Here is a 16,119-nt window from a genome sequence, read left to right as displayed (position 1 = left end):
TAACCTAATGTTCTTATAAATACAATATGGGACAAATTTATCCCTATGCAATTCGATTCCCCGTAATTGTTTTAGTAGCTCATACGTCTGAAATTGCAGTATCAATTTTAAAAGAAAACAGTATGAATTACAACGATGAGTTAAATGGTAAAATTGCATTGGTAACAGGAGGAACAAAGGGAGCCGGAAGGGCAATTGCAGAAAGGCTGCTACAGGCCGGCGCAACGGTTATTATTACCGCAAGAAACGCACCTGAAAATCTAGCCAAAAACCTGCATTTTATTTCAGCAGATATGAGTACGGAATCGGGAACACAAAAAGTGGTGGACGAAGTCTTGTCAAAACACAAAAAACTCGACATCCTTGTAAACAACCTGGGAGCGTCGGAAACCCCGGGAGGTGGTTTTGCGGTTTTAACCGATAAAGACTGGGAGAAAACCCTGCAAACAAATCTGCTGGCACCAGTGAGATTAGACCGGGGATTTTTACCGCAAATGCTTGAGCAGAAAAACGGGGTGATCATTCATATTGCTTCTATCCAGGGGCGGCTTCCCTTATATGATGCAACGCTTCCATATGCGGCAGCTAAGGCTGGTCTGATCAATTACAGCAAAGGGTTATCGAAAGAGGTGACATCTAAAGGGGTGCGGGTACTGACAGTTTCTCCAGGATGGATAAGGACTGAAAATGTCAAATATTTTTTGGAACGGATCGCCCAGAGTTCAAATTGTTCTATTGAGGAGGCTCAACAAAGCGTTATAGATGCCTTGGGTGGAATACCCTTCGGAAGACCAGCAGAGCCCGAAGAAGTAGCTGAACTGGTTGGGTTTCTGGTTTCTCCGAGAGCGAACTATCTAACAGGGACAGAATTCGTCATCGATGGCGGCACACTACCAACAATTTAATATCCAATAAAAATAACAAATCATGAATTTACCAAAAGTAATAGCTGACTTAGTAACGGCTCAAAACCAATACGACAGTCTGGCTTATGCTAACTGTTTTACTAAAACAGCTGTTGCGTTTGACGAAGGGAAAACGCATACAGGAAGAAAAGCTATTCAGGAGTGGATCGAAGAAGCAAATAAAAAGTATAAATCGGTAATGAAGCCTCTGTCAATAGCTCATGAAGGTAAAACAAGCGTTTTATCTGCAGAGTGTTCAGGAACCTTTGATGGAAGTCCAATTATCTTAAAATTTCATTTTGATATAAAAGATGGACTTATTCAAACTTTAAAAGTAACGAGCTAGCTGTATAATAAAATACGTGGCGCTTCTTATACTACAGAAAGCAAAAGAAAGAAGGTGCCTCAATTTGGGGCACCTAGTTGTTTTTTATATTCCAGAGGTGATAAACTGGTCTTTGCTTTGAATAAGCGGCTTAGAGATTGTGGGTGTTCGAAGCCTAACACATAGGCAATTTCACTTACGGTGCGATCAGTCGTTGACAACTGGTCTTTGACTTGATCAATGACTCTGTCCTGAATGTAATGCTGGGTGCTTTTTCCTGTTAGTAATTTTAGCAAGCTGCTAAGGTAGCCTGGCGAAACGTTCAGGGATGAAGCTATATACTGCACAGTCGGAATGCCCTTAGTTGATAGATGTTCTTTATTAAAATACTCGTCCAACAGACTTTCCAGACGATCAAGGATAAAATGGCCTGACTTTTTACGGGTAATGAACTGACGTTGATAAAACCTGTCGGAATAGGTCAATAGTAATTCGAGCTGCGCCAGAATTACTGGCTCACTGAATTTGTCAATGTTATTTTTATATTCCTGTGCCATAATTTCCATAATGCCCTGAATGGATTTTTGTTCCTTATCAGATAGGAATAATGCCTCATTGACTGAATAACCAAAATATTCGTATTGCCTGATCGACTTTGACAAGGGTGTTTTCCACAGAAAATCAGGATGAATGAGTAATACCAAGCCGGAGCGATCGATTGGGTCTGCGCTTAGCAGCTCAACTTCGAATACCTGTCCTGGCGCCATAAAAAATAGTACGCCATCTTCAAAGTCGCCGGATTGCTGACCGTATTTCATATTACCTTTAAAATCTTTGTCCAGCAGGATGGTGTAAAAATCAAATGTAAAGCTCATGCTTGCTTTGCAAGGCAAGGTAATGGACCCGTAATTAACTACGCTGACCAGGGGATGTTCCGGCTTGGAAAGCCCCATTACTTTATGGTATTCACTGATCGTTCTTATATTATGGATCACCCTTTTTCCCATACCCTAAATTAAGGATTAATATTGCGTGATCTCTTCCAACTTTTTAACCAGGTTTTGGGGTTGTTCGCGCATGGCGTAATGCCCCCCTTCCAGGGTATAGATCTTCCAATTCCTTGCTTTTGCTCTTAAAAGTCCCATTTTATCGTGGGCAGGACTTCCTTTTCCATCTTTGGTCATTTGGAGAAATACAGTAGGGATTTTTTTGACTAATGGATTGTTCAGTTTTATGGGTTCCGTAAAGGTGTTCAGAGGTTGCGGCACATCTTTTTGAGTAACACCAAAGGGATAAAGGACCATGCTGTCTTTGATATTGCCTTTGGTCATAGGGGCCCACAGATCACCACATACATCTTTTGCACTTTCTCCATCGTTTGGAACCATCGCATCCAGGTAGATAAGTTGCTTGATACGATCGGGAACTTGTTCTGCTACTCCGGAAATCACCATTCCTCCGTAGCTGTGTCCTATAAGGATGACGTTATGCAGGTTCTCAAATTGTATCAGATTCACGATGTCGTTGATGTAGGTCGTTAGGTTAACCCCAGGGCTTGCCAGATGCACTCTTTCTCCCAGCCCGGTAAGCGTTGGCCGATAGACGATATTTCCATGTGCGCTTAAGATCGAATCTACTTTTGCATAATCCCAGCCTCCGTCCCATGCACCGGGAACGAAAAGGTAAGTATTGTGCTGTTGTCCATAGCAAATGGAGGAAATAGTAATGCTTAAAATGAAAATTAGCTTTTTCATGAAATGATGTTTTGAGGTGTCAAAGGTGGGATGTTTGCTGGTGACGGAACTAACCGGATCTGCTATTGTTGTAACAAAATGTTATATCTTATTTGTTGTAGAGAGAGCTATAAGATAGTTTCTGCATCAGCAGTATTGTCAGACGTCAAGAAGTTAATCAATGGTATAAGATAGTACCGTGTCACGGGTAATTGTTTTGAGTAGCAGGATATAAGTTATAGGAAGCGATGATTTAAGCTACCATGCAAAATTTAGTGCAGAATCCGGACGAAAAGTCAATGTATAACACTGATAACTAAACTTTTAGGCGATATTTTTTGCTTAATAGAGTGACTTGAAGTAACTTGTCCTCCGTATGATCGCATTTTTTCAGAAAATAACAGATGTACTCAATGAATCGAATATACCCTATATGCTTTAAGGCAGTGTAGCAATGAGTATATACATTGTACCCAGGGCTACCAGGGACTTTGATTTTATTATTCATCTTGAAGAAAAAAATATTGATCGATTTATTCAGCATTTTCAGGAAGGTTATTCTGCGATAAAGATGCAATACGAGATGCGGTAAAAAGAAGAAGTCTTTTCAATATTATCGATCATGCATCTGGTTTTAAGGCAGATTTCGTTGTATTAAAAAATGAGCCTTTTCGACAAGAGGAATTTAATAGGAGAAAAAAAGTAGACTTTTTCGATAAAACCATATTTGTGGTATCTCCAGAAGATTTGCTTATTTCGAAAGTAATATGGATACAGGATTATCTATCGGCACAGCAGGCAGAAGATATTAAAAATTTTACGGCTATTGAAAATATGGATTGGGCTTATATTAAGAAATGGATCAGCAAATTGAATTTGAAAACATTTGATTTATTACCATCATGAATGATACACCACAACACATTAAAGAACTGCAGTTAAAAATATGGCTTTCGAAATCTCCTGCTGAGAGACTGAAACAGTTTATGGAAGATAATACTTCTTTGTTTCAGTTTTGGAATAAGGCCCGGACGTCAGATTATAAAACGCCTGATCCTAAAGTTGAAAATAGATCTGATAGCTCGTCGCTATACTAAGAATTGTATTTCCTATTTGAGTACAATTCATCCCATTACACACATCTCATTTAATTAGTTAAGGAAACTTCTACGGATATATCGCTGCTTTGAGTATAATAACTAATATTTAATTCATTTTCCTTTACGTTTGAAAACGTCGAATCGTAATATATTCCTTCTTCGGCTTGAAAGAAATTCTAATGTACTGTTCAAGTATTTCATTGTCTGACAAAGTATATTTTGACATCAGGGTGCGAATAAACTCCAACAATCTTTTTTCAGTAATACTTGTAGTTTTAATTTTCGTTGAGAAAATGGTTCGCATATGCTAATGGCAGGGTAACATTTCTTCATTGAAATCCAGAAAATTTGGATAACGTCGATTTCTAATATTATGCAAATTTATATGGATTCATACAACGTTTGCATCTTTACTCCATGAAGTATATAACTACTTGCATTTTTGTATATTTTTCATTAACTGCCGCTGGTCAATTAAAAGGCTCTTATTGTTCTGTAAACTCAAAAAACAAGGATACACTATTCTTATATTTTCCGCTAAAAGATTCGACGCAGAATTCAACAGAACAGTCAATTCGTTAGACACCTTTATGAATGTCTGGTATTCAAAAAATCTAGCCGCTATGAAAGAGCCAATCCTGGCAGATTGTGAAGAAGACATCGAGATTTATCGTTTTACATGGCTTAGAACGTTTCACAACCCAATAATGATAAGAGTTCAGAAAGTAGAAAGTAATTTCACTTTAACCGTAAAACGATTAAGTGGGCAAAGTGGCTATGAGCCCGGACAAATTATTATGAACAAAACATTTAAAATAAAAGAGACAGAATGGGATGAAATACAATCAAAGCTTAAGCAAATCAATTTTTATCAACTTAACGCTGAAAACGACTTTAGAGGTTTTGATGGCGCTGAGTGGATATTGGAGGACGCAACCCAAAACAATTATCATTTTACAACCAGGTGGTCTCCCGGAAAGACTGGAGGCTACGCAAAATGTTGTTTGTATTTTTTAAAACTATCACGCATTAAGATCACTGAGAATGAAATCTACTAGTCAGGTATAGCCTTAAAATTTTCCTTGAACAAGAATACTTCGAACGAAAAAGGGCCTTCAAATCCAATGACTTGAAGGCTCTCTTAAATTTAGTCGGGGCGGCTGGACAATTGTAGATCGCGCTGTGCAAAGTCCGTGAAGTGGGGATTTTAGGAATGAAACACTTCAACACTACCCGGCAGGTAACCAATCCTGTTCGGCAAGGTTTAGTCAACCACCGGAAGCGAGTCTTGCGTAGTAGGTAGAGATGCCTGCACGAAGCGTAGACAGCGATTGCCGAGGGTAAACTCCGGGGCCATTATGCCTATTATGGAATGACATTCAACACCCGAAGGCTGAACTCATACTATTACCAAACAAAACGTCTACTCCACAATTGGTTAAACCATCGTGGCGGTAAACGGGTTTGGTCATGGGAAAAGATCACAAAGCTAACGGAGGAATGGCTACCACTAGAGAAGCCGAGAATCTATCACAGCCGACTTTTAGCGAAACCGTAAGTGGAGGAACCGTGTGCAGGAAAGCTGCTCGCACGGGTCTGTGGGGGGAGCGGGGACGCAACGAACCGCTCTACCCGGAACCCGTTTATAAGAGATTTGATAGAAATCAAAAAGATTAAACATATAATAAATGATTATTGAACTGGCAAGTGGTGCCTAAATAATTGTTAAATATTTTTCAAAGAACCACATAGCTTTTTAATATCTCTAATTTTCTGTCATCTCAATAAACTAACTCTAACGATAATATCCAGTCAATGATTAAATTCTTATTCTTTATTAATTCATTTTCGCTTTACACTCTAATAACATTCGCACAACGAAAAGAAATTATCCGACCTGATGGAAGCAGCATCGCAGTCAATATCATTGACCAAAAAATACAGCAATTAATGGATAGTGCCGGTGTTACGGGATTATCTGTTGGCATCATACAGGATAATAAACCAGTATTTATAAAAAGTTACGGCTATAAAAATAAAATACTGGATCAGCCGGGTAACGTCAATACAAGCCTTTATGCAGCATCGTTTACAAAATCCCTATTTGCTTATTTGGTCATGCAACTTGTAGATCAAAAACGAATCGATCTCGACAAACCTTTATACCAGTATTTACCAAAGCCATTGCCGGAGTATACAGGCTATAAAGACCTGCAAGGTGATGATCGGTGGAAAATAATCACGGCCAGGCATTGTCTGAGCCATACGACAGGGTTCCCCAATTGGCGATTTTTAAATCCGAAAGGCAGCCAAAAGCTGGAGATCTTTTTTATGCCTGGCTCGCATTACGCTTATTCCGGTGAAGGGCTTTATTTATTACAAATGGTTATAGAAACGATCACCGGTAATAAGTTGGAAGAACTGGCACGCGAGCAGGTTTTTACTCCTCTCGGTATGGCAAGATCAAGTTTTATCTGGCAACCCGTTTTCGATAGCGACTACGCCAATGGGCATAGCGTAGACGAAGATTCTTTTGCTGTCAAAAAGAGGAGTGAAGCCAATGCGGGTGGCTCAATGCAGACAACGATAACAGACTATACTAATTTCATTGCTGCTGTTCTCCAGGGAAAGGGTCTCAGTGAAGCGGCCAAAGGTGAAATGCTTTCTCCTCAAATTCACATCAACAGTAAAAAACAATTTCCCTCATTGAATAACGATACTACGGATCAATATCGCTCAATACAACTTTCCTATGGACTGGGATGGGGTTTGTTTAATGCAGGTAGTTATGGCCGGGCCTTTTTTAAAGAGGGGCACAGCGATGATGGTTGGGAACATTATTTGATCGCGCTCCCTGAAAAGAAAACAGCGCTTGTTCTGATGGGAAATAGCATGAATAGTGAAAGTATCTACAAAGAACTGGTAAGTACTGTAATAGGTGTGAACATTCCGTGGGAATGGGAAGGCTATCCCCTATATAAACCAGCTATAAAACTTTCCGGCAACCTGCTTCAAAAATACACGGGCAGATACACCGGTAAATTCAATGCAATTTTTTTGGTGGAAAATAACCAGTTAAAAGTTGAGTCTGCTGATGCTGGCCTGCCTAAAACAGTTCTGTATGCCACAAGCGAAGACCTTTTCTTCATGAGGGTTTTTCCTGTTACACTTGAATTTTTAAAAACTCAAAAGGGGAGGTGGAAAAAGTAAGAGTAAATGATGGAGAAGAAAAGTACGAGTTAATGAAGCAAGCTGCAACCGTTGTAACGCTTTCTTCGGATCTATTGAAAAGCTATGTTGGCACGTACCAACTAAAGGGCGAGTCACGTAAGTTAAAGGTCGAGTCGCATAAGCAGGAGTTATTCATAAATCTTGGTAAGGAAAAGATGCCGCTTAGCTTTTATTCGGATACCCGGTTTAAGGCAAAAAGCGTATTTGATATAACGGGTAAGTTTTTGATTAAAAACGGGAAGGTGGTAACATTGGTCATGTATCAGAATGGAAGGTTTGACTGGGAGAAGATGGAGTAAGTGATTTTTCCCCATGAAAACATACTGATCGGGGAATACCTGATCCTTGTTCATTCTTTACAAGAATACTTCAAACCAAAAGAGCCTTCAAATCGAACGACTTGAAGGCTCTTTTTAATTTTAGTCGGGTCAACTGGACAGATTTCTAACCTGTTGGTACAGGATTTAAAAGTAATTGGTGAATTTATGAACCTTAATCGATTACTGATAAGGATGCATTATTAGCTTAAGTCAGATGACAAAATGGCTATACATTATTCCTTCATCAAAAACATAACATAACAGTTATTGTTTATATAAATACTATTACAATTATAGTATTGAAAATGCTTTTGATAATTTTTCTTTTTCTTCGTTGGGAAAGTCTAAAAACTTAGGCTGCTCCTTAGTGCTATTGCCCTATTAAATTTGGTCCCCCTTTGGTGCCGACAAACCCATTCATTATAAGTATTTATTACCTCCTTGATAAAATCAGGCTAATACCTATCTTTATCACTTGTTTAACCCCTTTGAAAATGATAATCAAACACCTGCAAGCGTTCGTCGCTTCCTGCCTAATTATTTCCTGCGGCAACAACGCAACCCAACCGGCTCGCACAGGCCAACCGGCAATGAAAGAAATTACCCAAGTTGAGACGGCCCAACTGGCTCCGGCCACCAGCGATACCGCAAAATGGATCAACAGCTTCCGGGAGTTCAGGGATGCGGTTTACCAGCGCAAAAAGGAAAAAGTAAAGCCATTTATTGAGTTTCCTATAGCAAGCCATGAAATATGGTACCTCGTTGGCGATGATAGTAAAACAAATGTACAAACAGGTGAAAGCATACCCTTTACCGAAAAGGACTTTGAAAAGCATTACTCAAAACTGTTCTTTAAAGAATTCGTCAATTGTTTGCTGAAAGTAAAAGCGGAAGAATTGTATAAAAGCGGAAAATATCAAACCCCGTCGATAAAAGACGGTACTACCACCTACGTACTATATTGCACTGTTGAAAAAACGAACAACATCTTAACGCTTAACTTAAACAGTCACTCCAGAGTTGACATTGGCAACGGAGAATACGAATCAGGGGAAGGCAGCACCATTTATATCTTCGCTATTTTACCTAATGGAACGATCAAGCTCAAAAACCTGCAAATGGCAGGGTGACACCTCTTCATTGTAACCCCTAACCTGGGCCGTGAATGAAAAATGCTACCCTTCGTATCAACAAAACGCAGGACCGCACCATGTTTCAGGATCTTTACATTGTCTATCATTTAAATTTTTATTTAATTGTACTTCAATTAAGAAGCAGATGTACGATAAACCGTCCAGATATCAAAACACAAAAGGGTTAAATTTAATTTCTATAAAGCTAAGTGAAATTGGAAGTTATTTTCACTTTCAACAGCCGCTTATTGCTGCCTGGTGGGATAACAGTCCAACGGTTGTAAAGCTATTGTCCGTTCTACCTAATAATCAGGAATACAGAGATGAAGTAAGACAGCGACTGATCAGCAATTTGAATGAGGATTATACAAACAGGCTGCCGGAGTTGAAAGCGATCGTTGATCCTTTATTGCAATTATTCCCTGCAGGAGAATACAGTTTACAGTTTCATACTACAAGTTGGAAAAAGCCCACTGAAACAGACTACATTTTTAACGATTGGGAGTTAGCTTTTGCAAACCCTATCGATGTACAATTGCAGGAACTCAAGCTGAAAGAATATCTGGAGTTTTTAGCTGAAAATAAAAGACACCAATGGCACAATATTGCCAAACTATGGAGACAAACCACTTATTCATTTTATGATGGCTTTGAATTTTCGTTTGTGGCAACAATGCCGGCTTCAGGCATCAAGGAGGAAAGAGTAAAATATTTTGAAGAACAAATAACCAAAGGGGACCGCCCTTTTGCAATAGTATTCAACTGTCATTATGAACAAAAGGTAACCAGTGAAAATGGGAACATCTATGACCGTTCCCTGTTCTCTGATAACTTTATAATTGATGGACATCATAAACTGAAGGCCTATTATAATTTAAAAATGTTCCCCCGATTTGTTACAATAACCCATTACCCTACAACGAGGGAGGAAATAAAGTTTAATATCGAAGACCTGATAGAGGTTTTATACCCATGGCATATTGAATACATACTTAGAAACTGGCACCAAAAAGAACAATACATCCAGCCTTATCTAGAAAAAAAGAATAGCAAAATTCACGCATTTATCAGATAGGGACATTTAAAAGAATTCTATGATAGCGGGCAACTTAAGCATGAAGCTTTTTATTTAAACGACAAAATAGAGGGAGATGGAAAATGGTGGTATGAGAATGGGGCAATGAAAACCGAAGTGATATACGAAAACGGCCGCCTGTTAGTCAACTTTCTCTTTTTCTCCCGTGGTGAGGTCTGTAATTGTGCCGTCTGCGGGTATCTAAAAACGTAAACAGCGTTGCTTCAATACCGAGCCTGATTTTTATAGTGCGATAGCTGCATTGCCATTACTCTTTTGGTGGTCTTATTCAAAAAGAAGGCAGCACCTAACACGTAGTTTTATACAAAAGTGCTTTTGAAAACACGCGAAACAAACTGTCTTAAATCAGCTTTATAGCAGAACACCTGTAACCCAAACTGCCACACGTGCATGACTGGCAGAAGAATGTGATGGAGACTATGACGGCTGGGAAACGTCAGTTGAACGGGAATAAATAATGAAATTACTCTGCGCTTCAAAACCTATAAAGAACAAGAATACTTCGAACCAAAAAGAGCCTTCAAATCCAACGACTTGAAGGCTCTTGTAATTTTTAGTCGGGACAAATGGACAAATTTCTAACCTGTTAATACAGGATATAAAAGAATTAGGCAAGTTTGTATACCTTAATATAGACCTTATAAAAATATGTGACCGTCAAGTCGTAAATGGCAAAACCCATTAGCCGCTAAAGTCAATATATGCCCTGAAACGGGAGTAATCAAACAGTTAAATAAAAAAGTGAAAAGACTTGTTTTTATTACTCAAATATTAGAAATCACGGTAACTAAGGTTCGATTGTCCAGCAATTCGACCTGCAATAACTCAAGAGGTGGTTAAAAGAGAGCCTTAATATACAGGAATAGTAATATTTTTAGGCTAACATCTACTTATAATAAGATGCCGCAATAAATAATGACCTTTCCGGGTGTATATTCCCTGTACATTGATTAAAAACGGGACATCAGGCAAATTTATTTCAAATAAAGTAACATATGAGATTAATGCCCCTTGTTACCCTGATTATTTTTATTTCCTTAAAGGGTTATTGTCAAAATAGCATTACATCGTCAGTAACCGCTAAAGAGATTTTCAGGCCATATTACGAATTGACCGAAGCAGGCGGTAAAGTCCTTTACCTTCCGATGGATTATGGCAGGTCGGACTTTTCAAACAATCAGAAAGAAGCGATTAAGCGTCTGGAAAATGCTGTAATTGTACGTATTGATCTGGTGTATTCTGATTATCCTGCCAGGACAGATTTTTCGCTTTTAACAAAAAGAAGACTGGAATCTTTACAAAGAATAATACCGAAGGTTTTTTTGGATAAATCAATTGAGTTCAGGAAAATCAGACAAACCATAGGAAAAACCAAAAATATTGCATCTGGTTTACAACACGGTTTTTTTATTTACTTCAGGCCTTTGCCAACAAAGACATCAGGTAAAAAAGAAGCGCGGAAGCTAAAAGCTTTACTTGCTGATGGGGAGGCTGAAAAGGCTGGCGACACTAACAATGTCACATGGTGTTCACAGATTACTATTTGTGTTGATACAAACAAGGTTAATTTGCCGGTGCTGCCAGAGGAATATACACGAACAATTACAAAGATATCCGTTAAGAAGGCAGTATCGCGTGAGCTAATTGAGGAAGAATCGGAAAGGGAATTTCTACAGTTTGGAGACTCTGTTTTTTGTGTTGAAGACAAACGCGAAGACGGATGCGACGAGGTTGGTTATTTGATTTATAATCCAGTTGATTCTACTGTTGCAAAGGTATTTGAAAGACATAACTGGAAAAACTCGTTTATAGTAGCCGATGTTACAGGCAGTATGTATCCGTACACAGCACAACTACTCAAATGGTTACAACTTAACCTTACTGATAAGGTAAAAAGACAGTTCGTGTTTTTCAATGATGGGGATAGCAAAGACGATGATAAAAAAGTTATTGGCAAAACAGGCGGCATTTACTCAGTTTTTACTAATAAATATGACGAAATTGAAAATACCATTATTACAGCAATGGAAAACGGGAGTGGTGGAGACCTTCCTGAAAATAATATAGAAGCCCTGATCGAAAGTGACAGAATCTGTAGGTACTGTGATTCAATAGTTATGATTGCTGATAATTGGGCGCCCGTAAAAGATATCTCACTCCTTGCAGGTTATCACAAACCAGTAAAAATTGTATTGTGCGGTGTTTTTGATAAGATCAATAAAGACTACCTGAAACTGGCAAGAGAGACGAGGGGATCTATACATCTAATTGAAGAAGACATATATTCAATTTCGTTGCTAAAAGAAGGGGAAACAATTAAAATCCATGGAGTAACTTACAAATTGATTGAAGGTAACTTTGTTGATATAACGCCGGAGTCTCTTTAACAAGATCACTTCGAACCAAAAAGCCCCTTCAAATCCAATCACTTGAAGGGGTCATTTTTTTAGTCGGGCCGGCTAGACGATTGTCGAACTGGCTTTTGGATGATTTGATGAAATTCAAAGACTTAAACATGTAATAAAATTCTGGGAGTAATCCGGATCAGTAATCCTTCATTTCGTTGGGTGGCAAACAACCATAAACACGCCAATAAGCAGCAAGACACTGTTCCCTGAAAGGCCTCGTTAACATAACTCATAATAATTATTTAGGTCAGTATCGAAGAGGAAACAACCTGTGCTCAAGCATTTGGAGCTGGGCTGAGTTTTTATTAGCGTCTGTTAGGTATGCGAAAATTACTCGCCTGGTATAGCTGCCCCCTTTTGAAAGACTTGGATAACCTTACCGATACTTAAAACTCATAAAATCAGTTGATGGTCACAGTCATCAATAGGCTATGGTTAGCTCTAACACCTCCAGCAGGTACAGCAGGTCCATGCGCGGCACTGTTCGTTGTTCCGAACTATGCGGTATAGGTATCATTTCGTTAGTATTTTCCCAGCTTTGCCTATAATCCCTGATGATCAATCCATGGTTGGGAGCATGAGAATAAAAATAAATCAGTTCCATGATGGCAGTAATACCAATTGGGTACTGCCAGATATTGGGCCGTTGGAGAGCCCCGTACTTACCGATCAATTGGTTTTTGCTCAACAGGTACCGGTAGTAAAATATGCGCATTTTACGAGGAGTAGGATGGATCCAATTCGTAAAGATGGTTTCCAGGCAGGATAATTCTACCTGCGTTAGTTTGATAACGCTGCTTTGTTCCTGAAGGCCTCCTGTACTTTTAGCAGTGGAGCCCACAGGGACAGAACCTGATGCAGACTGGTTGGAAATATCAGGTGCCAGCAGGTTAAGTTTGTTCATCGTGGCCGCCTCCGTACTTGTTACAGCAGTTGTTGAAGTGGCCCCGGCTTGGTCCGCAGTACTACCATTATCCTGCATTTCATTTTTTATAAGCTGTAGCATGTATTCCTTCACTTGGAGATTGTTCAGTTCTCCCAACTTGATAGCTGAGATGAACAGTTTATCCAGATATTCGGAGATCAGCTCATGATGCTCACTTGTTTGCTGGGTAGTGGAATTTTCAGAAAATTCCCGTTTGGTATTCAGCAGTCCTTTGTATTTGATCAGAATTGCATTCTTCAAGATCCTTTCATCAATGGCGGTTATAATTAATACCCTTTTGGCAACCTCCTGATCTTCCAGTAATACCCGAAGAGCATCAATGTTTTGAATGATCTTCTCCTCGCTGCATCTGTCAATATCTTCTACAACCAAGATGATCCTTGTTTGCCCGCATTCTTTTTGGGGTATCCATACTTTAAGGAGTTTAATCAGTTCATCTTGGATGTCCGCTTGTATGCCCAATGAAGATTTAAAGCTGTTTCTCAGGTGATATTTTTTGATGAGATTGATAGCTTTCGTTGAAAAATCCTTTTTAAGTTTTAACAGGTATGTGGTTGTTAAGGCGACGATGGCTGAAACAGCGCCTGCTTTAATAGCGAAAGATTCTAAAGGAATAAAAAGGGAAGCAATGGCCACTGACAGAGTTCCCAGATAAATAAGAATAGTATAAAGGCCATCTCTTTTGATATTTAGCCTCACCAGGCGCCAGTGGTACCGTATGCGCCACCACTTCTTTTTGCCCAAATAGCCCTCCACGAACTGCTCATACAAATAAGCCCAGGAAGCAGGTGTTTCCTGGTACTTCCAGGCATGATAATCTACCTGTATAAACGTGGGTGATTTGCTACGTGCCATTTGCAGGCTGAGTTGCTTGAGGAAAAAGGTTTTTCCGCGCCCCCATTTTCCAAAAATGCCGATCATCTGTCCGGTTTCTCCACGCATAGTAGAAAGCACTTTGCAGTAATCTGCCGCAAGTCCGGTGACGCCCATAACGGGGGTAATATTACCAAATTCAGCATATACAATGTCATTTATATAAGCATGTATGCCTTCCGGTTCCTGGAAAAAAGCCGGAGGCACCTCCACATTCTCATCCTCCGGATCATCCTGGTTGACGTATTCAAACTCTTTTTGCTGCTCATCATCGGGTGACGAATTAAGAAGATTAATGATTTTCTGTTCTTCCAACAACTCTTCAGTCCTAGCGCCGAATTGTTTATTCAATTCGTTTTCCAGGTCCCGTAATCGATTCTGTATGGTTTCATCTATCCGGCAAAATTCCTTTTCAGGGCTACCTTCCGGCGCCGTCATCGACAGGAACTCTCGTTCTACCAGTTGAAGAATGGCATTATATTGTGGATTCAGGTTGTTTACCGGATAACCGCCATGCCATTTAAGGATCATTCCGAACAGTGTGTACCGAAGTGATTGAGCAACGGGCAATGTTTTCAACTGGTTCAGGTAATCGTCTGGGCGATCCAGGGAAGATTTGAGGTCATCGATCTGCTTATAAAGTAGATTGATAAAATCCAGGGGATTCACGAGCTTTAAGTGATGTCGCTGCATGAATTCCAGGGTAGTGGAAACAAGATTTTGATTCGGTATGTTCTTCACATCGGTATACCAGTCAAGAGCCCGGTTATATTTTATTGACTGATCAATCTGCGGAGTAATGTCGGAAACAGCGTGTGTCAAATCTGAACTGGTTGCCTTGGTGTTGCTATTCAGTATAACAAATTTAGCATCCTGGATGGCCAGATAATCCTGTTCGGTGTATGGTGGCTTAGGAGGTTGATTATTGGTCATCAATTCCACCTGTTCCGAACTCGTCATTGATCCATCAGTAAATGCTTTAACGAGATGGTCTTTAGCAAACAACAACAGCAAACGGACGGCGTCACTGTCAATGTTGTTAAAATTAAGTTGCCAAGTCATGGATAGCACATCACTGACCAGTACTGCTATGGTACCTTCCCTGATAATTTTCCCATCTTCCGAAAAATAGTAATTATAGCGGTAGCCATAGACCATCCGGGATGTAGGTGGTAAGAATTGCGGGTTGGTTATTTGTAAAATGAGTATACGGTTGACGGCGAGTTGTTGGTTGAGGAGCGTTATTCCTTTGTTTGACAATACCAAGTTGCCGTCCACCGTGCTGTTTGCTACCACAAATTCCTCGGTGATTAATTCTGAAATCAGCAACGAAAAGACCGATCCTTTTATGCCGGTAAGTCTCCTCACCAAGCTGGCTTTTATACCTTGGGAAAGATTATGTTGTGAAAGAAAGTATGCTGTATAGAGAATTTCGAGGCTTTGTTGGTTCATTTTCTAACATTTAAGAAAGGAGAATGAGGATAAGATACATATTTTTGAATTTTGACACAAAACAGGGTTGTCCTAATCTACATAAGCAGCAAATATGTATAGCGCACGCGTAATCGAATAGTAGGGAAGTGATAGTTCATATCTTCAATTTGGTAGCGATTCGAGATGCTTGATAATCAGTCTAAGTAATACGACCCTTACCTCACTGTTATATACCGTTTTTTAAATTGTACGATAGGACATTAGAAGGATAGTATATACGAAAAAAAAGTCAAATTAAACTAATTTATTTAACACACCATGTGCGAATATTATTAGTCTCAATTTCCTATTGATCTATATTTTTAGGGTATCGAATTTTTAAACTTAAAAATCATTAATTATGGCTGGTAAAAAAGGGGAATATACATCAAATAAGGTCGCTTCCAAAGCCTCAAAATTGTTGTCTAATCCCAGTACGTCCAAAACTGTTAAAAGTGTAGCAGCATCTGCATTAACACAAGCGAAAGGCAAAAGCAAGAAAAAATAACTCTTGCCATTGAAGCATGTATTGTAGCATTGCAAAAGGTTAGTAAGTTGTGAGATGACTAAATAATG

At 39.3% G+C, this 16,119-nt stretch carries 14 protein-coding genes and 1 pseudogene; 12 read left to right on the top strand and 3 right to left on the bottom strand.

Annotated features, from left to right (window positions below; translation table 11 throughout):
- Positions 1 to 26: 26 nt before the first annotated feature.
- The gene (locus tag A4R26_RS22090) at positions 27 to 905 is read left to right on the top strand and encodes an SDR family oxidoreductase (protein WP_242674988.1); all 879 of its coding nucleotides are present in this window, start codon (positions 27 to 29) and stop codon (positions 903 to 905) included.
- 22 nt (positions 906 to 927) lie between these two features.
- On the top strand, positions 928 to 1,251 hold the full coding sequence (locus A4R26_RS22085; protein ID WP_081168581.1) for a nuclear transport factor 2 family protein: 324 nt from the start codon (positions 928 to 930) through the stop codon (positions 1,249 to 1,251).
- A 59-nt stretch (positions 1,252 to 1,310) separates the two neighbouring features.
- On the opposite strand, the gene A4R26_RS22080 is transcribed toward A4R26_RS22085, so the two are convergent.
- Positions 1,311 to 2,237, bottom strand: coding sequence for a helix-turn-helix domain-containing protein (locus tag A4R26_RS22080; RefSeq protein ID WP_081168579.1), 927 nt, complete (start codon positions 2,235 to 2,237; stop codon positions 1,311 to 1,313).
- A 15-nt stretch (positions 2,238 to 2,252) separates the two neighbouring features.
- Entirely contained in the window at positions 2,253 to 2,984 is a 732-nt protein-coding gene (locus A4R26_RS22075) for an alpha/beta fold hydrolase (RefSeq protein WP_081168577.1), read from the bottom strand.
- A 708-nt stretch (positions 2,985 to 3,692) separates the two neighbouring features.
- On the opposite strand from A4R26_RS22075, the gene A4R26_RS35970 reads away from it, so the two are divergent.
- The 9 genes and pseudogenes from A4R26_RS35970 (at position 3,693) to A4R26_RS22025 (ending at position 12,230) form a co-directional block, all read left to right on the top strand.
- Complete coding sequence (locus tag A4R26_RS35970) at positions 3,693 to 3,869, top strand: hypothetical protein (RefSeq protein ID WP_165760375.1); 177 nt, start codon at positions 3,693 to 3,695, stop codon at positions 3,867 to 3,869.
- An 817-nt stretch (positions 3,870 to 4,686) separates the two neighbouring features.
- Entirely contained in the window at positions 4,687 to 5,121 is a 435-nt protein-coding gene (locus A4R26_RS22060) for a hypothetical protein (RefSeq protein WP_133054755.1), read from the top strand.
- A gap of 757 nt (positions 5,122 to 5,878) precedes the next feature.
- Positions 5,879 to 7,273: a serine hydrolase domain-containing protein gene (locus tag A4R26_RS22050; protein WP_081168567.1), complete on the top strand. Its 1,395-nt coding sequence runs from the start codon at positions 5,879 to 5,881 to the stop codon at positions 7,271 to 7,273.
- Positions 7,261 to 7,593 (top strand): DUF3471 domain-containing protein, encoded by a 333-nt coding sequence (locus A4R26_RS22045; protein WP_081168565.1) that lies wholly within the window; start codon positions 7,261 to 7,263, stop codon positions 7,591 to 7,593. Before A4R26_RS22050 ends, A4R26_RS22045 begins: the two co-directional genes overlap by 13 nt.
- Before the next feature lie 611 nt (positions 7,594 to 8,204).
- Positions 8,205 to 8,744 (top strand): hypothetical protein, encoded by a 540-nt coding sequence (locus A4R26_RS22040; protein WP_133054754.1) that lies wholly within the window; start codon positions 8,205 to 8,207, stop codon positions 8,742 to 8,744.
- 148 nt (positions 8,745 to 8,892) lie between these two features.
- On the top strand, positions 8,893 to 9,822 hold the full coding sequence (locus tag A4R26_RS22035) for a hypothetical protein (RefSeq protein WP_081168561.1): 930 nt from the start codon (positions 8,893 to 8,895) through the stop codon (positions 9,820 to 9,822).
- 3 nt (positions 9,823 to 9,825) lie between these two features.
- Positions 9,826 to 9,879: pseudogene (locus A4R26_RS36130) on the top strand (hypothetical protein); the annotation flags it as partial.
- 9 nt (positions 9,880 to 9,888) lie between these two features.
- Positions 9,889 to 10,035, top strand: coding sequence for a hypothetical protein (locus A4R26_RS36125; RefSeq protein WP_081168559.1), 147 nt, complete (start codon positions 9,889 to 9,891; stop codon positions 10,033 to 10,035).
- An 803-nt stretch (positions 10,036 to 10,838) separates the two neighbouring features.
- Positions 10,839 to 12,230 carry a hypothetical protein gene (locus A4R26_RS22025; protein WP_081168557.1) on the top strand — a complete coding sequence of 464 codons (1,392 nt, stop codon included), beginning with the start codon at positions 10,839 to 10,841 and terminating at the stop codon, positions 12,228 to 12,230.
- A 442-nt stretch (positions 12,231 to 12,672) separates the two neighbouring features.
- On the opposite strand, the gene A4R26_RS22020 is transcribed toward A4R26_RS22025, so the two are convergent.
- Positions 12,673 to 15,522, bottom strand: a complete 2,850-nt coding sequence (locus tag A4R26_RS22020; protein ID WP_081168555.1) for a P-loop NTPase fold protein — start codon at positions 15,520 to 15,522, stop codon at positions 12,673 to 12,675.
- A gap of 382 nt (positions 15,523 to 15,904) precedes the next feature.
- On the opposite strand from A4R26_RS22020, the gene A4R26_RS35100 reads away from it, so the two are divergent.
- Positions 15,905 to 16,051, top strand: coding sequence for a hypothetical protein (locus A4R26_RS35100; RefSeq protein ID WP_165760374.1), 147 nt, complete (start codon positions 15,905 to 15,907; stop codon positions 16,049 to 16,051).
- The last annotated feature ends 68 nt before the right edge of the window (positions 16,052 to 16,119 follow it).

The organism is Niastella populi (assembly GCF_002078015.1).
Taxonomy (GTDB): domain Bacteria; phylum Bacteroidota; class Bacteroidia; order Chitinophagales; family Chitinophagaceae; genus Niastella; species Niastella populi.
Note: the sequence above shows the minus strand (reverse complement) of the source record. Positions and strands in the feature narration are given on the sequence as shown.

Bases quoted from the DNA above. Each gene is read 5' to 3' on its own strand.
- A4R26_RS22090 (WP_242674988.1), top strand. From the start codon at position 27: ATGGGACAAATTTATCCCTATGCAATTCGATTCCCCGTAATTGTTTTA.
- A4R26_RS22085 (WP_081168581.1), top strand. From the start codon at position 928: ATGAATTTACCAAAAGTAATAGCTGACTTAGTAACGGCTCAAAACCAA.
- A4R26_RS22080 (WP_081168579.1), bottom strand. From the start codon at position 2,237: ATGGGAAAAAGGGTGATCCATAATATAAGAACGATCAGTGAATACCAT.
- A4R26_RS22075 (WP_081168577.1), bottom strand. From the start codon at position 2,984: ATGAAAAAGCTAATTTTCATTTTAAGCATTACTATTTCCTCCATTTGC.
- A4R26_RS22060 (WP_133054755.1), top strand. From the start codon at position 4,687: ATGAAAGAGCCAATCCTGGCAGATTGTGAAGAAGACATCGAGATTTAT.
- A4R26_RS22050 (WP_081168567.1), top strand. From the start codon at position 5,879: ATGATTAAATTCTTATTCTTTATTAATTCATTTTCGCTTTACACTCTA.
- A4R26_RS22040 (WP_133054754.1), top strand. From the start codon at position 8,205: ATGAAAGAAATTACCCAAGTTGAGACGGCCCAACTGGCTCCGGCCACC.
- A4R26_RS22035 (WP_081168561.1), top strand. From the start codon at position 8,893: ATGTACGATAAACCGTCCAGATATCAAAACACAAAAGGGTTAAATTTA.
- A4R26_RS22025 (WP_081168557.1), top strand. From the start codon at position 10,839: ATGAGATTAATGCCCCTTGTTACCCTGATTATTTTTATTTCCTTAAAG.
- A4R26_RS22020 (WP_081168555.1), bottom strand. From the start codon at position 15,522: ATGAACCAACAAAGCCTCGAAATTCTCTATACAGCATACTTTCTTTCA.
- A4R26_RS35100 (WP_165760374.1), top strand. From the start codon at position 15,905: ATGGCTGGTAAAAAAGGGGAATATACATCAAATAAGGTCGCTTCCAAA.